Raw genomic sequence first — 18,278 nt, 5'->3', positions numbered from 1 at the left:
TTTCCTGGTGCAATGATAAAGAGCGAGCAGGACGCCATGAGTGACACGACCTCCCCCGACACCATGCCCAAGGGTATGTTTGCCGCCGCCAGATGGGCCGCCGAACGCACGCCCGAAAATCGCAATCGCGCTGTCGATTTCTATCGCGCCGTGGCGATCATGTTCGTGGTGCTCGGCCATTGGTTGCTGGTCGCAGCGGTGATCCGCGGGGGCGAGGTCGAACTGGCCATCCTTCTGGCCGAACAACCCTGGACCCAATACGCGACCTGGCTGTTCCAGGTCATGCCGGTCTTCTTCTTTGTCGGCGGGTTTTCCAATAGCCTGTCATGGAGTTCGGCCCGCAAGGATCCGGAAAAGGCGCGCATATGGGCCTCGACCCGGCTGGCGCGACTTTTGAAACCGACGGTGCCGTTGGTGCTGGTCTGGGCGGTGCTGGCCTTTATCGCGGGGAAGATGGGCGTGTCACCCGACCTGATCGGTGCTGCGTCGCAGGCGGCCCTGGTGCCGATCTGGTTCCTTGCCGTGTACATTGTCATTACCGTCGCGGTGCCGGTGACGATGGCCGTCTGGGACCGGATCGGGTTCCTGTCGGTCATCCTGCTGGCCCTTGGCGCGATTGCCGTCGATACCATCGCCTTCAGTATGGATCAGCAGTGGCTGCGCTGGTCGAACTATGGCTTTGTATGGCTGGCCGTGCATCAGCTCGGATATTGGTGGCGCGGCAATGACCGGCCGACCATCTATGCGCTGGCGCTGATCGCGCTTGGGGTGGCCTGGCTTTATGTGCTGATCGCGCAGCTTGGCTTTCCGGTCGGCATGGTCAGTGTTCCGGGTGAGGAGATTTCCAACACCCGCCCGCCCACGACTGCGATGCTTGCCATCGGCTGCGTGCAGATCGGCACGATCCTCCTGGTCAGCGGGCCAGTCTCTGCCTGGCTGCGCAATACACGCCCCTGGGCCTGGGTCATTCTGCTCAACCAGATGATCATGTCGGTCTACCTGTGGCACATCACGGCCATGATCGGGATCATCGGGTTTGCGGTCCTGCTGGGCGGTATCGGTCTTGAAATGGCACCGGGCAGTGGGCTTTGGTGGGCGCTCCGTCCGGTCTGGGTCGGGCTTTATGTCCTGTTCCTGATCCCGCTCGTGCTCATCTTCCTGCGCTTCGAATCCGGCAGCCGCGCCGCGCGCGAGGCGCAGCCCGGCCCGTCGCAATCCATCGCCGGCGCGTTGGTGACCTGCGGGGGCCTTGTGATGATGGCGTTGAACGGGATCGGCGCGGCCAATGCGATTGGCGTCAACTGGATCGCGGTCCTGCTTGTGCTGGCCGGTGTCGGGCTCGCGACCAAGCGCGTCTGGTAACGGGCGGGGGCCTGCCACGAGGCCCGCCGGAAGCCGCGCCCAATCCGTGCGGAATTTCACACAGGCGATTTGAAACATGTGCGGATTTCCGCACATGCCCCTGCCGTCGGATCGTTGGTTTTGGCCGGTAATTTCGCCAAAACACTGAATTAAATGGCAAAATTCACGGCACTTACCAAATCCCAACTCATCCTTGTGTCGTTCCCGGGAGTGGGGAAACATACGCAGGCACCTCCCCGGCCCACCGGGGATTTTGGCAATGTCTCAATTATGGGAGGAGACACCTCATGAAATTTCTGACTGCTGCTGCAACGGCCATGGCGCTGACGGTGACTGCAAACGCGGCGACTGCGGCCTGCGATGATGGCGAAGTTGTCGTCAAGTTCAGCCATGTGACCAATACCGACAAACACCCCAAGGGGATCGCGGCCTCGCTGCTTGAACAGCGGGTGAACGAAGAGATGAACGGCAAGATGTGCATGGAGGTCTATCCGAACTCCACGCTCTATAACGACAACAAGGTTCTCGAAGCGATGCTTCAGGGCGATGTGCAACTGGCCGCGCCCAGCCTGTCGAAATTCGAGAAATTCACCAAGCAATTCCGCATCTTCGACCTGCCTTTCATGTTCAAGGACATCAACGCCGTCGAAGCCTTCCAGGCCTCGGATAACGGTCAGGCGCTTTTGGACAGCATGCAGCGCCGTGGTCTGCAGGGGCTGGCCTATTGGCACAATGGCATGAAGCAGATGTCGGCCAACAAGCCGCTGATTGATCCGTCGGATGCCAATGGCCTCAAGTTCCGCGTCCAATCCTCGGATGTGCTTGTGGCCCAGATGGAAGCCATCGGCGGCAACCCTCAGAAAATGGCCTTTTCCGAAGTCTATGGCGGCCTGCAACAGGGCACCGTGGACGGGCAGGAGAACACCTGGTCCAACATCTTTGGCAAGAAGTTCTTCGAAGTGCAGGACGGCGTGACCGAGACCAACCACGGCATCATCGACTACCTGGTGGTGACCAATGTCGATTGGCTCAACAGCCTGGAGCCGGATGTGCGTGAGCAGTTCTTGACCATCCTCGCCGAGGTGACCGAGACCCGGAACAAGGAAAGCACCTCGGTCAACAACGACGCCAAGCAGTCGATCATCGACGCGGGCGGTGTTGTGCGCCAACTGACGCCTGAACAGCGCGAAGCCTGGGTCGAGGCGATGAAGCCCGTCTGGGAGCAGTTCAAGGACGATGTGGGCCAGGAAAACATCGACGCGGCGCAGGCGATCAACGCCAGCATGTAAGGCACCGGCGCTGAAGCGCAGCCTGATACCGGGTGGGCCGAGATCTATTGGCCCGCCCGACATTTACGACGCATCTGCAGGAGGGGACCATGCAGACCAGCCAGTCATTTTCCGACAGGATCGAAGAGACCATCATCGCCGCGCTGATCGGCCTGATGACCGTGATCACCTTTGCCAATGTGATTGTGCGCTATGTCTTCAGCTCGAATATTCTGTGGGCAGTCGAGTTGACCGTTTTCTTGTTTGCTTGGCTGGTGCTCTTGGGCGCTTCCTATGCGGTCAAGAAACACGCCCATCTGGGGGTCGACGCGATCATCAACATGGTCTCGCCCGCCACGGCGCGGGTCATGGCGCTGATTTCGGTGGCGTGTTGCTTGGTGTTTTCCCTGCTTTTGCTGAAAGGAACCTATGATTACTGGGCGGTCTTTGCCGATCTGCCGCCCACCTCGGGGCGCTGGTTCCCGACCGGTTTCGACACCACCGCCCGCAGTCAAAGTTTCTACGAGGTAGAGGATGTGCCGATGATCGGCCTCTTCGCCTTTCTTGAGGACCTGATCAATTACGGCGAAAGCTACGAGAAACTGCCCAAGGTGATCCCTTATATTGTTCTGCCGCTGTCGATGCTGCTGCTTGTCATCCGGTTTGCGCAGATGGCGGTACAGATTTGGCGCGGGGAGGTCGACCGCCTTGTGGCCAGCCACGAGGTCGAGGACGAGCTTGAAGAAGCGCGCGCCAAGCAGGAGGGAGATGTCTGATGGAAGTTGTCATCCTCTTTGGCATGGTGATTGGCCTTTTGCTGATCGGTGTGCCGATTGCCGTTTCCCTGGGCCTGTCCTCGACGATCTTCCTGCTGATCTATTCCGAAAGCACGCTGGCCTCGGTCGCCAATACTTTGTTCGAAGCATTCCATGGACATTTTACCCTGCTGGCCATCCCGTTCTTCATCCTCGCCTCCAGTTTCATGACCACGGGCGGCGTGGCGCAGCGGATCATCCGGTTTTCCATCGCCTGCGTCGGGCATCTGCCCGGTGGTCTGGCGATCGCGGGTGTGTTCGCTTGCATGCTTTTCGCCGCGCTTTCGGGGTCGTCCCCGGCCACGGTGGTCGCCATCGGGACGATCGTCATCGCGGGGATGCGGCAGGTAGGATACACCAAGGAATTTGCCGCCGGCGTGATCTGTAACGCGGGCACACTGGGCATCCTGATCCCGCCGTCGATCGTCATGGTGGTCTATGCCGCCGCGGTCGAGGTGTCGGTGGGGCGGATGTTCCTTGCGGGCGTCATCCCGGGGCTACTGGCGGGGTTCATGCTGATGGTTACGATCTACGTGATGGCCAAGGTCAAGAACCTGCCCAAGGGCGATTGGCTTGGCTGGGGCGAGATATTCGCGTCCGGGCGTGATGCGGCATGGGGTCTGTTCCTGATCGTGATTATCCTCGGGGGAATTTACGGCGGTATCTTCACCCCGACCGAGGCCGCGGCGGTGGCGGCGGTTTACGCCTTCCTCATCGCGAGCTTTGTCTACAAGGATATGGGGCCGCTCGCGGATGACGGGCAGGGCGGCAAGATCAGCCTTTTCCGCAAGCCGCAGGCGCTGGTTACGGCGCTGTTTCACGGCGACACCAAGCGCACGCTTTTCGAGGCCGGGAAGCTGACAGTGACGCTTCTCTTTGTGATCGCCAATGCGTTGATCCTGAAGCATGTGCTGACCGACGAGCAGGTGCCGCAGACGATCGCCAACGCGATGCTGGATGCGGGCTTTGGTCCGGTCATGTTCCTGATCGTGGTGAACGTGATCCTGCTGATCGGTGGGCAGTTCATGGAGCCGTCGGGGCTTCTGGTGATCGTCGCGCCGCTGGTCTTTCCGATTGCCATCGAGCTGGGCATCGACCCGATTCACCTCGGGATCATCATGGTGGTCAACATGGAGATCGGGATGATCACGCCGCCCGTGGGCCTCAACCTCTTCGTGACTTCGGGCGTGGCGGGGATGCCGATGATGAGCGTGGTGCGTGCCGCGCTGCCGTTCCTGGCGGTGCTCTTCGTCTTCCTCATCATGGTGACCTATATCCCATGGCTCTCGACCTTCCTGCCCAATACGTTCATGGGGCCGGAGATCGTTGTGAAGTAGGGTAATCCAAATGTGCGCTTCCGCGCGCTCTATCCGCAAGTGTGAAGGCGACGCATCATGTCAGATGTGTCGCCTTTGTGCAGGTTTCCCTCCCTGCAAGGTCAGAAGCTGGCTTCGAGCGCCGTGATGATCGGTGAGAAATCTGCCGCCTTGAGGCTGGCACCGCCGACGAGCGCGCCATCGACATTGTCGGTGGCGAAGATTTCGGCGGCATTCCCCGGCTTGACCGACCCGCCATAGAGCAGACGGATGCCATCACCGATCTCGGGGCCGAAGCGTGCAACCAGGCGGGTGCGGATGAAATCATGCACTTCGTCGATCTGTTCGACCGAGGGCGTGAGGCCGGTGCCGATGGCCCAGATCGGCTCGTAGGCGATGACCGTGTTTTCCGCCGTGCTGGCGTCGGGGACGGAGAGTGAAAGCTGTCCCGCGATGATGTCGAGGGTGTTCTTCGCCTCCCGTTGGGCCAGGCTTTCGCCGAGGCAGATGATCGTGGTAAGGCCCGCGGCTTGGGCGGTTTTTGCCTTTTCGCGGGTCAGTTCGCTTGTTTCGTCATGGTTTTCACGGCGTTCCGAATGGCCGAGGATGACGTGGGTCGCACCGGCATCGGTCAGCATCGGCGCGGAAACGTCGCCCGTATGGGCACCACTTGCGTCGACGTGGCAATCCTGTCCGCCGATATGGAGCGGGCTCTGTGCCGCGATCTGCGCGGCCTGATGCAGGAGCGTCGCGGGCGGGCAGATCAGGATATCGACCGCAGGGTCGGAATGAGCGGTAATGAGGGAATGGAGTTCGGAAAGGGCGGCGCTTGTGCCGTTCATCTTCCAGTTGCCGGCGGCAAGTCTGCGTCTGCTCACGTTATTTTCTTTCTTGATTACAGCGCCTTGCGGTCCGGCTTACATGCCTTCGAACTTGATCGATTCACCGCAGCCGCAAGCCTCGGTCACATTGGGATTGTTGAACTGGAAACCCGATTCCAACAATGAGACCTTATAATCTATTTCGGTGCCAAAGAGGAACATCTGCGCCATGGGGGCGATCATGACCCGCGCGCCATCCTGCTCCACGACCTCATCGTTTGGGTCGACTTCGGTAACGTAATCCATCGTGTATTCCATGCCCGCGCAGCCGCCTTTCTTGACGCCGATGCGCAACCCCTCATGACCGTCCTTGGCCATGAGTTTCGCGATTTGCGTCGCGGCGGCGTCGGTCATGGTGACGGCCTGTTTTCCGGGAATGCCAAACATCAGCTTCGCCTTGCAATCCTTTGGTTCATCTACATGAAACCCAGTTCGAGACGGGCTTCGTCGCTCATCATGTCCATCCCCCAGGGCGGCTCCCAGGTGAGCTGCACATCGACCTGTTTCACGCCCGGCAGCGGCTCAATCGCCTCGGCCACCCAGCCGGGCATTTCACCGGCCACGGGGCAGCCTGGGGCGGTCAGGCTCATGATGACATTGACGGCATTTTCACCGTCGATCTCAATGGTGTAGATCAGGCCGAGATCATAGATGTTCACCGGGATCTCGGGGTCGTACACGGACCGACAGGCCTCGACGATCTGATCGTAGAGCGGGTGATCGGTGCTGGACGGCGCAATCAGCGGCGCGCCTTCGAGGGGTTCGGGGCTGTGGGTCATCACGAGGTCCTGCAAGTATCCTGACCAAACATATAAGAATTATCGGGCGCCGCGTCCAGAGGGCTGCGTGCTTTGTCATCCATGAAATCCGCCGGGACAGGGTGGTGATTTCATGCAGTGTGCGGGCGCTTGGTGGAGACACACCGACAGGTATGTGTTGACCTGTTTTCCGGGACGCGTGAAGGGCGGTGCTTCGAAGCGCGCGACAGACGCGATTTTTTCGGGACCATGTCACCTGCCGCGTTCTTCGCACCTAAAATCAACTGCGTTCCACGAGCGGCACACGTTCCAGACGGTTTTGGAACATCTCCAGCATCGCTTGTTCAGCCCGGTTCAACCGGGCGTTCTTGTGGTGAACCAGGTGGATATCTATGGCGAGCGTGTTCTCATAGGGCGGCAGGCGCCACAGTTTGCCGCGTTCGACAAACCTTTCGGCCACATGAACCGGCAGGGGCCCGAAGCCGAGCCCGGCGCCGATCATGCGTTGAGCTTCTCCCAGATCGGAGGTGTAGCCGATCACTTTGTCGTCGAGCTTGTGTTGCGCGCGCAGCAGGGCCACCGGGCGCAGCGCATCCCAAAGCTGGTCCGTTCGGAAGGACACCGAGGAATGGCCGCGCAGGTCGTCAAGCGTCAGGTTGCGTTTACCGAACAAGGGATGGCTTGGGCCGCAATAGAAACCGAAATAGGACCGGTAGAGAACCGCGTGGTGCAGGTTTGGATGGGCGTCATGTACAAGGCAAACCCCGAGGGATGCGGATTTCTCCAAAACGGCTTGCCTGACGGCCTGGCTCGACATTACTTCGAGATCAAAGCTGACTTCGGGGAACTGGCGGTGGAAATCTGAGAGGATCGTATCGAAAAAGGCGTTCTCTATCCGGCTGAGAAGGGCCAGCTTCACGTTTCCCGTCACCACATCTTGGGTGCCTTGGGTGTTCTGGATGGTGCGCACCAGGTTGCCGAACATGTCGAGACATTCCTGATAGAGCGTTTGCCCGGCGGGTGTTACGCGGAAATGCGTGGGGCTGCGGTCGATGAGCTGCGTCCCTAACCGTGTCTCCAACCGTTTGAGGGCCTGGCTGACCGAGGGTTGTCGCCGCATCAGCCGGTTTGCGGCAAGGGTGATGCTGCCCTCCTGGACGATGAACACGAAGGTGCGCAGGAGGTTCCAATCCAATTCCCGGATCAGCTTTTCCTGGTCAGTGTCGTCGCGCATTGGTCAAATCAATAACGTCCATTATCCCTATCTATTTGCCCTATGTTGAGAACAGGCGCAAGGTGCGGAAGAACCCCTGTACTGCCTGATACATCAAGGAAAGAAGCGCCCCCGTGAAGACGTCGAACCTGTTTTACCAGAGCCGGACGCGCCGCCCCGAAGTCGACCGTGCCGAGGGGATTTATATCTGGGGCAAGGACGGCGCGCGGTATATTGACGGCTCCTCCGGTGCGATGGTCAGCAATATCGGCCATTCGAACCCCAATGTCTTGGCTGCGATGAAGGCGCAGATGGACAGCGCGACCTTTGCCTACCGCCTGCATTTCGAAAATGCCCCGGCGGAGGACCTGGCCACCGCCATCGCCGAACGCGCGCCGGAGGGATTGACCAAGGTGTTTTTCGTGTCTGGCGGGTCAGAGGCGGTGGAATCCTGTGTAAAGTTTGCCCGCCAATGGGCCGTTGCCGCGGGGCAGGGCGACCGGTGGAAGGTGATCTCACGCTTTCCGTCTTATCATGGCTCTACCCTGGGTGCGCTGGCCATCACCGGCTATGGGCCGCTGACCAACGCTTTCGGGCCGCTTTACAAGGACATGCCGAAGATCCCCGCGCCTACCTGCTACCTGGATCGCGACAACCTGTCGGATCATGACCGCGGGTTGAAATACGCCGAGATGCTGCGTGATGAGATCATTGCCCAGGGGCCGGATACGGTTCTGGCCTTTGCGATGGAGCCGGTTGGCGGCGCGTCCACCGGGGCGTTGGTGGCGCCGGACAGCTACTATGGGCGGGTGCGTGAGATCTGCGACGAGTTCGGTGTCCTGCTCATCATGGATGAGGTCATGTCGGGCGTCGGGCGCACCGGCGCGTTTCTGGCGTCCGAGCATTGGAACATCCGTCCGGACCTGGTGGCCGTCTCCAAGGGTTTTGGCGCGGGCTACGCCCCCTTGGGCGCGATGATCGCCGATAAAGGCATGGTTGATACCGTGCTGGATGCGGGCGGGTTTGCCCACGGGCATACCTATGCGGGCAATCCGCTGGCCTGCAGCGCCGGGCTGGCGGTCTTGACCGAGATTGACCGGCTTGATCTGATGGCCAATGCGCGGGCGATGGGCGACGTGCTGATGGCTGGGCTTCGGGAACTGATGGACCGCTACCGGTTTATCGGCGATGTGCGCGGCAAGGGGTTGTTGACGGCGTTCGAACTGGTATCAGACCGGGACACGATGGCACCCTTGCCCAAGGCGTTGAACGCCTATGAGCGTTTCGTTGAGATCTGTTACGCGCGCAACCTCATCACCTATTCGCGCCGGACCCGTGGCGGGGTGGAGGGCGATCATTTCCTGATCTGCCCGCCGATGATCGTGACCGAAGAACAGATCCATGACATCTTGAATATCCTTGATGACAGCCTTGGTGCATTCGCCCGGGAAACCGGGTTGGAGGTCTGACAGATGGCGCGCAAGATCATCCTGACCTGTGCCGTGACCGGCTCGATCCACACGCCAAGCATGAGCCCGCATTTGCCTGTGACACCAGACGAAATCGCCACCTCGGCGATTGAGGCGGCAGAGGCGGGCGCGTCGGTTCTGCACCTGCATGCGCGTGACCCGGAAACCGGGCGTCCGAGCGCGGATATCAACGTCTTTCGCCAGTTCCTGCCGCGGATCAAGGACGCCACGGATGCGGTCATTAACCTGACCACCGGGGGCAGCTCCCAGATGAGTGTCGAGCAGCGCCTGTCGGCTCCGGCCGAGCTTGCGCCCGAGATGTGTTCGCTCAACATGGGGTCGGTCAATTTCGGGCTTTTTCCGATGAAGGACCGCTATTCCGACTGGACCCATGATTGGGAGGAGCAATTCCTGGAAAACACCCGCGACACCGTCTTCAAGAACACGTTTCGGGATATCGAAACCGTGTTCCGCCTGCTGGGCGATGCCGGTGGCGCGCGGTTCGAATGCGAATGTTATGACGTGGGGCATATCCAGACGGTGGCCTTTTACCTCAGGCAAAAACGCATCGAGGTGCCTGTGTTCCTTCAGTTTGTCATGGGCGTTCTGGGCGGGATCGACGCCAGCCCGCACAGCCTGATGTATATGAAGGACACGGCCGATCGGCTTTTGGGTGATGCTTACGAATTTTCGGCACTGGCCGCGGGGCGGCAGCAGATGACGCTGGGTACGGTGAGCGCGATCCTGGGCGGGCATGTGCGCGTGGGGCTTGAAGACAGCCTGATGATTGGACGCGGGCAGTTGGCCACCAGCAATGCCCAGCAGGTCACCAAGATCCGGAGAGTTCTGGAAGAGCTGGGACATGAAATCGCGACGCCGGACGAGACACGCAAGATGCTGGGTCTCAAGGGCGCGGACAAGGTGGGATTCTGACAGATGAAGGTGTTTTCCGATCAGGACCGGCAAGCCCGGCACAATCCCAGTGGGTTTCTGGTCAACGGCGTCATGCAGCCCAACCCCGAAAAGCCCGAGCGGTTGGCGCGCCTGCTGTCGGGTGTGGCGGCGGGCGGTCACGAGGTGATTGCGCCGGAGGATCACGGGCTCGCGCCCATTGCGGCGGTGCACACCCCGGCCTATCTGAAATTCCTCTCCACGGTCTATGAACGCTGGGCGCGCATCCCCGATGCCACGCCCGAGATTTTCCCCAACGTCCACCCAGATCGCCGCACGGCCAGCTATCCATTGTCGGCGGTCGGGCAGGCGGGGTTTCACATCACCGACATGTCCTGCCCCATCGGCGCCGAGACGTGGGACGCGGCAAGGTGGTCAGCCAATTGCGCCGTGTCCGCGACGCAGGCCGTGCTGGAGGGCGATCACATGGCCTACGCGCTCTGCCGCCCGCCGGGGCATCACTGCTTCAGCGATCTTGCGGGCGGGTTCTGTTATCTCAACAACAGCGCCATTGCCGCGCAATACCTGCGGCAATCCCATGACAGGGTTGCGGTGATCGACGTCGATCTGCACCACGGCAACGGGACGCAAGGCATCTTCTACGAACGCAATGACGTGTTCACCCTGTCGATCCATGCGGACCCGGCGCGGTTTTACCCGTTCTTCTGGGGGCACGCCCATGAGGTGGGCGAAGGCGCGGGCCATGGATACAACCTCAATATCCCGCTGCCGCGTGGCACCGGGGATGCGGGTTTCATGTCGGGGCTTTCCGATGGCCTGGCCCATGTTCGGAGTTTCGCTCCCGGCGCCATTGTCATCGCCCTTGGCCTTGATGCTTTCGAAGGCGATCCGTTTGGCGGCCTCGCCGTGTCCACCGCGGGCTTTGCGGAGATGGCCAGGATGCTGGCGGCGCTGAACCTGCCCACGGTGATCGTGCAGGAAGGCGGGTATCTCTGTGATGAGCTGGGGGCGAACCTGCAATCCTTCCTCGGCGGGTTCGAGGGTGGTGTGGCATGAGCCACGGGATCACATCGGACACCCGGCGCGTGCCGGAGGCGTGGATCGACTATAACGGCCACATGAACCTTGCCTATTACGTGATGGCTTTTGACGAGGCGCTGGATGCTATCCTGGATGACGAATTGGGGGTTGGGCCAAGCTATGTGAAATCCAGCAATGCCGGGCCTTTCGCGCTGCAGAACCACGTGCATTACTTGGGTGAACTGTTGGCCGGGGATGCGTTCTTCTGCCGTTTCCTCCTGCTCGACGCAGATGCCAAGCGCCTGCATGTAGCGGGGTCGATGATCCGCGCCGAGGATGATGCGACCGTTTGCGTGATGGAACAGGTTCTGATCAACGTGAACCATGCTACGCGCCGCTCGGCACCCTATCCCCCCGAGATAGAGGCGCGCATCACCGCCCTGGCGGCAGCGCATGCACATATCGCCCGCCCGGCCCAGATTGGCCGACCGATCGGACTCAGGCACCGATAGGGACGCGCCTTGCAATTTCACTTGTCAGAAGATGACGGGGCGAATTCCTGAACGAAACAATCGGGGGAGACACGAAAAGGATCTACACACGCACGACCACCGCGAATCAAATTGCGCTGCGTAATTTGTTCGCCTAATCTGACCGGACGCCAGAATAGGCTGCGGTCAAAAAGATTAAGAACCAATCGAAATACCGTATAACAGGGAGAGTATTCTATGAACTTCACGAAATTAACCAAAGGCTTGATGGTTGGCGCGATGAGCGCCCTGATGTCGACCGCTGCATTTGCGGACGACATGACGCTGCGTTTTGCCGGCGTGTTTCCCATCGATCACCAAGGCACAAAGATGATGGAACAGGTCGCCGCGGATGTTGCTGCGGCAGGTGTCGGTCTCAAGATCGACGTGTTCCCGGCGAACCAGCTTGGCTCGGGTGAGGCGCTGTTCGAAGACGTTGCCCGTGGCAATATCGATCTGGCGGCGGCCTTTATCTATGCCGATACCGACCCGCGCCTGGAATTCCTGTCCATGCCGTTCCTTGTGGGTGGCTGGGACGACATGAACAACATCATGCGCAACATGGATTCCGAATATAACAAGATCCTTCAGGAGATCACCGACGAGTACGGCGTGCGCGTCATGGCCCAGAACCCCGAGGGTTTTGTTGGCATCGTGGCCACGCAGGAGCCGACCAACTGGAACACCTTTGACGACAAGGGCATGAATATCCGCGTCTGGTCGTCGCCGGCGGTGAAATCCATGGTTGAGGCACTGGGATACCAGGCCACGACGATGGCCTGGGGTGATATCTTCCCGGCGATCCAGTCCGGCATCGTTGATGGCGCAATCTGCTGCACCAAGACGGCGACATACTCGATCTTTGCGCAGTCGGACGTTGGCACGCACTTTGTCGAGTATAACTCGATCTCGGAACTGACCACGTTCTACGCCTCGCAGCGCACGCTGGACAAGCTGAGCGAAGAGCAGGTTGCAGCACTTCAGGCAGCCATGACCAAAGCGTCGGACGACTTCTTCCAGTATAACCGCGACAATGACGCAGCCTTTGGTCAGAAGCTGATCGACAGCGGTTACACCATCCTGAGCCTGAGCGACGAAGACCAAGCCGCCATGGCCGCGCATATTCAGGAAAAGATCTGGCCGATGATGGCCAACAGCGTTGGTCAGGATGTGATTGACCGTTTGCTGTCGGCCAAGAACTGACAACCAGAGAAATAAGAGGGTCGGCAAAAACTGCCGGCCCTTTTACTTCCTGGCAATAAAAACAAACACGCGGGGGGACAGATATGTCGAATGGCGAAGAGAACCTGCCAAAATTTGTCGACGACGAAGATAGTGATAAACCGCAGAAAATAACGGACGAACTTCCACCGATCATCGGCTATCCGATGAAATTGGTCGCGCTTATCTGCCGACAGCTTGTGATGTTCTGCGGCTTCCTGATGGCCTTCACATTCGGCGCCGTCGTCGTGATCCGATATGGGTTTGGTGGCGACCTTTTTGCCTATGAGGAATGGCTTCTGGCCTTTAGCATCGTGGGCTTCTTTGCCGGTGCCGTGCTGGCCTCGGCGCGCAATCTGCACATCAACGCGGATATCCTTGGCATCGTGATCCAGGATCCCAAGCTGATCTGGTGGCGTGGCTTTTTTGTCTTGCTGGTCGAGCTGATCGTGATCCTCTTTCTGGTTTACGCCTGCTACGTCTCGCTGCTGGATGACTTCTCGTTCCCGCGGCTGCGCTCAACGCCTGTTCTGCGTATCCCGTTTGTCTCTTGGCGTATCGCGATCATGTGTGCCTTCTGCTTCATGGCGATGTTCACCGCCGCGTATCTCTACGTGCATATCCGAAAGGGGCTTGGGCTCCCTCTACGGTCCGAGACCGTTAAAGGAGCTGCAAAATGATCATTACCGGAAGCCTTATTATTGTCTGTTTCATGCTGCTTCTGGGCGTCAGCGTCTATGTGGCGTTCGGAGCGGTCTTGATCTTCATCGCGCTGGTGGGCGATCAGTCCATCACCGGCTATCTGCCCACGGGGGCGACAGGCATCCGCTCGCTGGTGCTTTTGGCGATCCCGCTCTTCATGATCGCCGGTGGCATCATGGAAAAGGGCCGGATCGCGGCGCCTCTGGTGGCGCTGGCGGAGATGTTCATCGGTCACATCAAGGGTGGCCTGAACGCCGCGTCGGTTCTGGCATGTGGCGTCTTCGGCTCGATCTCGGGCAGTGCGAACGCGACGCTGACCTGCATTGGCGGCATCATGATGCCCCATCTGAAAAAGTCGAACTACCCGAGTGGTCAGTCGGCCGCGCTGATCGTGTCTGCGGCGCCCTTGGGCCTGTTGATCCCGCCCAGTTCGTCACACATCCTTTATGGCTGGATCGCGCAGCAACACGTGCTGAAGTGCTTCCTGTCGACGGTTATCCCGGCGATCATCCTGATCACGCTTCTCATCATCACCAACCAGTTCATGCTGCGGAAGTATGATGACATCAAGCTGAAGGAACGCCCCAACCCGTTCATGTCATCGCTGATGGGGCAGGGGCGGCTGGCGGGGCCTGCGCTGCTGATGCCGGTCATCATCCTGGGTGGTATCTACGGCGGGATCATGACTCCGACCGAGGCCGCGGGCATCGCGGTGTGCTATGCGATCCCGGTGGCAATCTACTTCTACCGTGGCCTGACCTGGAAAACGCTCGCACAGACCATCCAGACCTCCGGTGTGACCATCGGTGTGGTCATGGTGATGATCTTCATGGTGTTGATCGTCTCGGACAACCTGATCTCGCAAGGCGCGCCGCAACTGGCCAAGGACATGGTCTATTCGGTGTCGGACAACCCGATCGTGATCCTCTTGATGATCAACGTGGTGATGATCCTGATCGGCATGCTGATGGACGATATCTCGGGCCTGCTTCTGGCCACGCCGATCCTGCTGCCGATTGCCCAAAGTGTCGGCGTTGATCCGATCCACTTTGCCGCGATCATCGGTGTCAATCTTGGCATGGCGAATATCACGCCCCCAACTGCGCCGCTGCTCTATCTGGGCGCTCAGGTGTGCGATACCCCGGTGTCCAAGATGCTGTGGCCAACCCTGATCTTCATCATCTTCGCTTGGCTGCCGACGCTGATGTTGACGACGTTCGTTCCGGAACTGGCATTGTGGCTGCCCGAATTGCTGCTCAGCCGGTAAGCGGATCGGTCTGAAACAACAAAGGCGCCCGGGGGTTCGGGCGCCTTTTTTTGTCTTCGAGATGTATCTGGTCCCGATAAGGGGGCGGGTTCTCCGGCCTTCGGGCGGCGCAACTACATCGTCTATTGGTCCATTAGAGGATATACATCCAGGAATGCAGACCAATAAAGGCGCCGGTTACCGCGACCACAGTTGCGATGCCGAGGGTGTCTTTCACGACTTGCTTCATTGTCCTGATCCTTCACAGGAGTTGCCATTACCCTCAGCAGATAGGCAAAAGACAGGTGTCTGAGTACCATCGTTCTGCGCATACGCGCTCTGCGAAATCTGCATGGCAACAGATCCGCTATTTGGGCGACTGTCCCGGCCCGGTGCTATGCCTTGGCGGCAGATTTGCGGCGGCGGATGGGGGTGGGGCGGACACGGGCTTCGATCATCTCGTAGAGGCTGCCCACAATGTTCTTGCCGGTGGAGGTTTCGATCCCCTCAAAACCCGGGGACGAGTTGACCTCAAGCACCTTCGGTCCGGCCTCAGACCGCAGGAGGTCGACCCCCGCCTTGTTGAGGTCAAAGACCTTGGCGGCGCGGATCGCGGTCTCGCGTTCGATCTTGGAGATCTTGACCGATTTGGCCGACCCGCCGCGATGCAGGTTGGAGCGGAAATCACCTTCGGCCCCGGTGCGTTTCATCGAGGCCACGACCTTACCTCCGATCACCAGGCAGCGGATGTCCTCGCCCGCCGCTTCCTTGACGAAATCCTGCACGAGGAAGTTCGCCTTCAGCCCCCGGAAGGCGTCGATGACCGACTCGGCCGCCTTCTTGGTCTCGGCCAGCACGACACCCTTGCCTTGGGTTGATTCCAGGAGTTTCACGATAAGCGGCGCGGTCCCCACCAGACCGATGATATTGCCGGTATCGCGGGGCGAGGCGGCGAAGGCCGTATTGGGCATCCCGATCTTGGCGCGCGCCATGAGCTGATGCGCATAGAGCTTGTCGCGGCTGGCGGTGATCCCCGCAGAGCCGTTGACGCAATAGGTGCCGATGGTCTCGAACTGCCGGATGATCGCGGCGCCATAGGGCGTGATCGACGCGCCGATCCGAGGGATCACGGCGTCGAACCGGGGCAGGCGTTTGCCGTCATAATGGACCTCTGGCGCGAGCGCATTGATCGCCATGTAGCAGCGCGTCGTGTTGATGACCTCGACCGAATGACCGCGTTTTTCGCCTTCTTCGACAAGGCGGCGGGTGGAGTAGTTGTCTTCGCGCGACAAAACCGCGATGCGCAGGGCGCGTTTCGGGGCGGCCTGGCGCATCTTGGCGGTGTGATAGACGTCGTAGCTCAGTTCCGGTTGCTGGAACCGCTCGGTGGCGACAATCGAGATATTGTCCTTGAGCGCGGTGCGGCCCAGAAGCATCCGGTTGGTCATGTTCGCGCGGTTGGTCAGGGTGATTTCAATGGGCCAGCTCTGACCGCTGACCTCCAGCGTGGAAGAGATGACATAACGCATCTCCTTGTCGCCATTGGACGAGGTCACCTCGCGCCGGTCAACGATAGTGGCGGAACAGGGAATGACAAGGTCGTCGCGCCCCGGGATCGGATGCACGGTAAAGCGCACCTTGGGTTTGGCGTTGGGGCCGAAGGTCTCGATATCGAACGCATGCAGGGCCGATGTCCGCGCGCCGGTATCGACCTTGGCGCGCAACGCAGGCACACCAAGATCGGGTAATCCGATCCACTCCTCCCAACCAAATTGCAGGTCAGGTTGAGTGTCGGATTGGGTCATGAAGTGTCCTTTCTGATCGGTATGGTGATCCCGCGCGTTCGGGGTATCATCGTCGTTGGCGGGCCAAGGTTCAAGTGGCGCGCTATTCGCCGGCGGTCCCGGTCGTTGCCGCGGGCTTGCTGGCCATCTTGTCCGTCTGCCAGGTGCATCCTGCGAGGCCGTGTTTTTCGAGCTGGGCATCAGTTGGCAGGGCCACGTCTTCCCATCCTTGCGGTGCCACAAACTCGTGCCACATCTGGTCGTTGAACGCGGTGCTGTAGGACGGGTTCTGTAGGATCCACCAGCGCCAGATCGAGAAGAAATCCGGATCACTGAGCGTCGCGCTGACCCATTGGCAGGGCCGGGCAAGGGGGCGGCCCATCTGCGCTGCGAAATCCTCGGGGACGGTGACCGATCCGTCGAGAAAGACATTGCGGAAATCGGTGAGGCGGCTGAACTTGGCACCTTGCAGGCTCATGGCACGCAAGGCACCGCCTTCATTGATGGTCGCGCTCAGATTGGCGTCGATCATGTTGGCGAAATGGCCCTCGGGGCTCGACAGGTAGGAATAGCTGAGATTGGCCCGTTCCAGGTAGGTGTTGGTAAGCTTTGTGCCGGCCATCTTGGCAAAGTTGAGCGCGGTCGATTCCATCTGGGCGTGGTCCAGCGTGGCACCGTCCAGCCGGGCATGCCAGAGGCTGACACCGGCAAGGAAGGTTGAATAGAGTTTGGCCTTGCGCAGGTCGGGCTTGTCCCGGCCGATCTTGTGCCAGGAGGGGAAGTGCAGCGCCGCGAGCTTGGCATGACGGCGCGACATCCATTCCTGGCCGAACCGCTGCTCATGGTCGGCAAATTCCGAGCATTTGACACCCTCGCGGCGGCACCATGCGGCGCGAAACTCGGCGCGGGCGAACTCGTAATGCAACCAGTCACCAGGGCGCGCGACGATTTCCTCGTCGATCATGTCAAGCGAGGCCAGGCGTTTCGGGGGGCCCTCGGTGCGCAGGTAGCTTTCGACAAAAAGCGCGGAAGATCCGAAGGCGAGAAAGGCGTAGATCGCATACCGGACAAACCATCGTGGCGGGCGGATGTCTTCGGGCGGTCTCATGCGCCGCACCATCATCGTGATGCTCGTGGTCCCGACAACAAGCGAGACGATGAAGGAGATGCAGGCGATGGACGACATCCAGAACGTGCGCGCCGGCATGGATTGGCGCCACTGGAAATAGAGGATGATGAGGCCAAAGAGCCAGGCAAGCAGGAAGTTCAGAAACATCGCGCCGCCTTCGAGGGCGCGGGGCGTGGCGCAGAAATCCTCGCGTTTGCTGTGGCGGTAATGAAGTGCTGCGTCCGATACCAGCCAGGGCGCGATCACGTCGCCCACGGGCATGTCGTCCACCCGCGCCGGTGCTTCGCCCAAGGCATCCCAGAGGCGTATCAGGTAGAGGTGAAAATAGCCATAGATTGCCGCGGTTAGGATCGGGGCGGCCACAAAGAAGTAGAAAGTCGGCACCTCGACATTCACCAGGGGCAGTTTGGTGGCGCGATTGACCCCGTAGAAGTCGATATGTTCGACCCCCATCAGGGTGATGCCGACGAAGACCAGGACACCCAGGAGGGCAAACCACGTCTTGCGGGCGTTGCTGGTCAGCGCGTTGATGCGGTCAATCTCGTTCGGCAAATCGCTCATGCGGGGAAAGGCCTTGGGTGAATAATCCCGCGCAGCTTGCCCGCAATGCGTGTAAAAATCAAATACGGCCCCGGTTCGCGGCCGGGGCCGG

Annotated in this window: 17 protein-coding genes; 11 read left to right on the top strand and 6 right to left on the bottom strand. The window is 60.1% G+C overall.

Annotated features, from left to right (window positions below; translation table 11 throughout):
• Positions 1 to 36 precede the first annotated feature (36 nt).
• From RBB29_RS11585 to RBB29_RS11570, 4 genes are all read left to right on the top strand, one after another.
• The gene (locus RBB29_RS11585) at positions 37 to 1,362 is read left to right on the top strand and encodes an acyltransferase (protein WP_306121154.1); all 1,326 of its coding nucleotides are present in this window, start codon (positions 37 to 39) and stop codon (positions 1,360 to 1,362) included.
• A gap of 287 nt (positions 1,363 to 1,649) precedes the next feature.
• The gene (locus RBB29_RS11580) at positions 1,650 to 2,651 is read left to right on the top strand and encodes a DctP family TRAP transporter solute-binding subunit (RefSeq protein WP_306116577.1); all 1,002 of its coding nucleotides are present in this window, start codon (positions 1,650 to 1,652) and stop codon (positions 2,649 to 2,651) included.
• 89 nt (positions 2,652 to 2,740) lie between these two features.
• Complete coding sequence (locus tag RBB29_RS11575; RefSeq protein WP_306116576.1) at positions 2,741 to 3,406, top strand: TRAP transporter small permease; 666 nt, start codon at positions 2,741 to 2,743, stop codon at positions 3,404 to 3,406.
• Entirely contained in the window at positions 3,406 to 4,782 is a 1,377-nt protein-coding gene (locus RBB29_RS11570; protein WP_306116575.1) for a TRAP transporter large permease, read from the top strand. Before RBB29_RS11575 ends, RBB29_RS11570 begins: the two co-directional genes overlap by 1 nt.
• Positions 4,783 to 4,883: 101 nt before the next feature.
• Here RBB29_RS11570 and tpiA read toward each other — a convergent pair whose 3' ends face one another.
• From tpiA to RBB29_RS11550, 4 genes are all read right to left on the bottom strand, one after another.
• A complete protein-coding gene (tpiA, locus tag RBB29_RS11565) occupies positions 4,884 to 5,639 on the bottom strand; it encodes a triose-phosphate isomerase (RefSeq protein WP_306116574.1) in 756 nt (251 codons plus the stop codon).
• A gap of 39 nt (positions 5,640 to 5,678) precedes the next feature.
• A complete protein-coding gene (locus RBB29_RS11560; protein WP_306116573.1) occupies positions 5,679 to 6,029 on the bottom strand; it encodes an iron-sulfur cluster assembly accessory protein in 351 nt (116 codons plus the stop codon).
• Positions 6,030 to 6,058: 29 nt separating this feature from the next.
• Positions 6,059 to 6,421 carry an SUF system Fe-S cluster assembly protein gene (locus tag RBB29_RS11555; protein ID WP_306116572.1) on the bottom strand — a complete coding sequence of 121 codons (363 nt, stop codon included), beginning with the start codon at positions 6,419 to 6,421 and terminating at the stop codon, positions 6,059 to 6,061.
• A 259-nt stretch (positions 6,422 to 6,680) separates the two neighbouring features.
• A complete protein-coding gene (locus RBB29_RS11550; protein ID WP_306116571.1) occupies positions 6,681 to 7,634 on the bottom strand; it encodes a LysR family transcriptional regulator in 954 nt (317 codons plus the stop codon).
• A 113-nt stretch (positions 7,635 to 7,747) separates the two neighbouring features.
• Here RBB29_RS11550 and RBB29_RS11545 point away from each other — a divergent pair, with 113 nt between their 5' ends.
• The 7 genes from RBB29_RS11545 (at position 7,748) to RBB29_RS11515 (ending at position 14,734) form a co-directional block, all read left to right on the top strand.
• Positions 7,748 to 9,082, top strand: coding sequence for an aspartate aminotransferase family protein (locus RBB29_RS11545; RefSeq protein ID WP_306116570.1), 1,335 nt, complete (start codon positions 7,748 to 7,750; stop codon positions 9,080 to 9,082).
• 3 nt (positions 9,083 to 9,085) lie between these two features.
• Positions 9,086 to 10,015 carry a 3-keto-5-aminohexanoate cleavage protein gene (locus RBB29_RS11540; RefSeq protein ID WP_306116569.1) on the top strand — a complete coding sequence of 310 codons (930 nt, stop codon included), beginning with the start codon at positions 9,086 to 9,088 and terminating at the stop codon, positions 10,013 to 10,015.
• A 3-nt stretch (positions 10,016 to 10,018) separates the two neighbouring features.
• Positions 10,019 to 11,050, top strand: a complete 1,032-nt coding sequence (locus RBB29_RS11535) for a histone deacetylase family protein (RefSeq protein WP_306116568.1) — start codon at positions 10,019 to 10,021, stop codon at positions 11,048 to 11,050.
• On the top strand, positions 11,047 to 11,526 hold the full coding sequence (locus RBB29_RS11530) for a thioesterase family protein (protein ID WP_306116567.1): 480 nt from the start codon (positions 11,047 to 11,049) through the stop codon (positions 11,524 to 11,526). Before RBB29_RS11535 ends, RBB29_RS11530 begins: the two co-directional genes overlap by 4 nt.
• A 216-nt stretch (positions 11,527 to 11,742) precedes the next feature.
• A complete protein-coding gene (gene dctP, locus RBB29_RS11525) occupies positions 11,743 to 12,747 on the top strand; it encodes a TRAP transporter substrate-binding protein DctP (protein ID WP_306116566.1) in 1,005 nt (334 codons plus the stop codon).
• An 83-nt stretch (positions 12,748 to 12,830) separates the two neighbouring features.
• Positions 12,831 to 13,445, top strand: a complete 615-nt coding sequence (locus tag RBB29_RS11520) for a TRAP transporter small permease (RefSeq protein WP_306116565.1) — start codon at positions 12,831 to 12,833, stop codon at positions 13,443 to 13,445.
• Entirely contained in the window at positions 13,442 to 14,734 is a 1,293-nt protein-coding gene (locus RBB29_RS11515) for a TRAP transporter large permease (RefSeq protein ID WP_306116564.1), read from the top strand. Before RBB29_RS11520 ends, RBB29_RS11515 begins: the two co-directional genes overlap by 4 nt.
• Positions 14,735 to 15,108: 374 nt before the next feature.
• On the opposite strand, the gene rimK is transcribed toward RBB29_RS11515, so the two are convergent.
• Together rimK and RBB29_RS11505 are read right to left on the bottom strand one after the other, a co-directional pair.
• Entirely contained in the window at positions 15,109 to 16,518 is a 1,410-nt protein-coding gene (gene rimK, locus RBB29_RS11510) for a 30S ribosomal protein S6--L-glutamate ligase (RefSeq protein ID WP_306116563.1), read from the bottom strand.
• Between the two features lie 82 nt (positions 16,519 to 16,600).
• Positions 16,601 to 18,187, bottom strand: coding sequence for a pentapeptide repeat-containing protein (locus RBB29_RS11505; RefSeq protein ID WP_306116562.1), 1,587 nt, complete (start codon positions 18,185 to 18,187; stop codon positions 16,601 to 16,603).
• Positions 18,188 to 18,278 lie beyond the last annotated feature (91 nt).

The organism is Roseovarius sp. MMSF_3359 (assembly GCF_030733385.1).
Lineage (GTDB): Bacteria > Pseudomonadota > Alphaproteobacteria > Rhodobacterales > Rhodobacteraceae > Roseovarius.
This window is presented reverse-complemented; position numbering and strand designations above follow the sequence as displayed.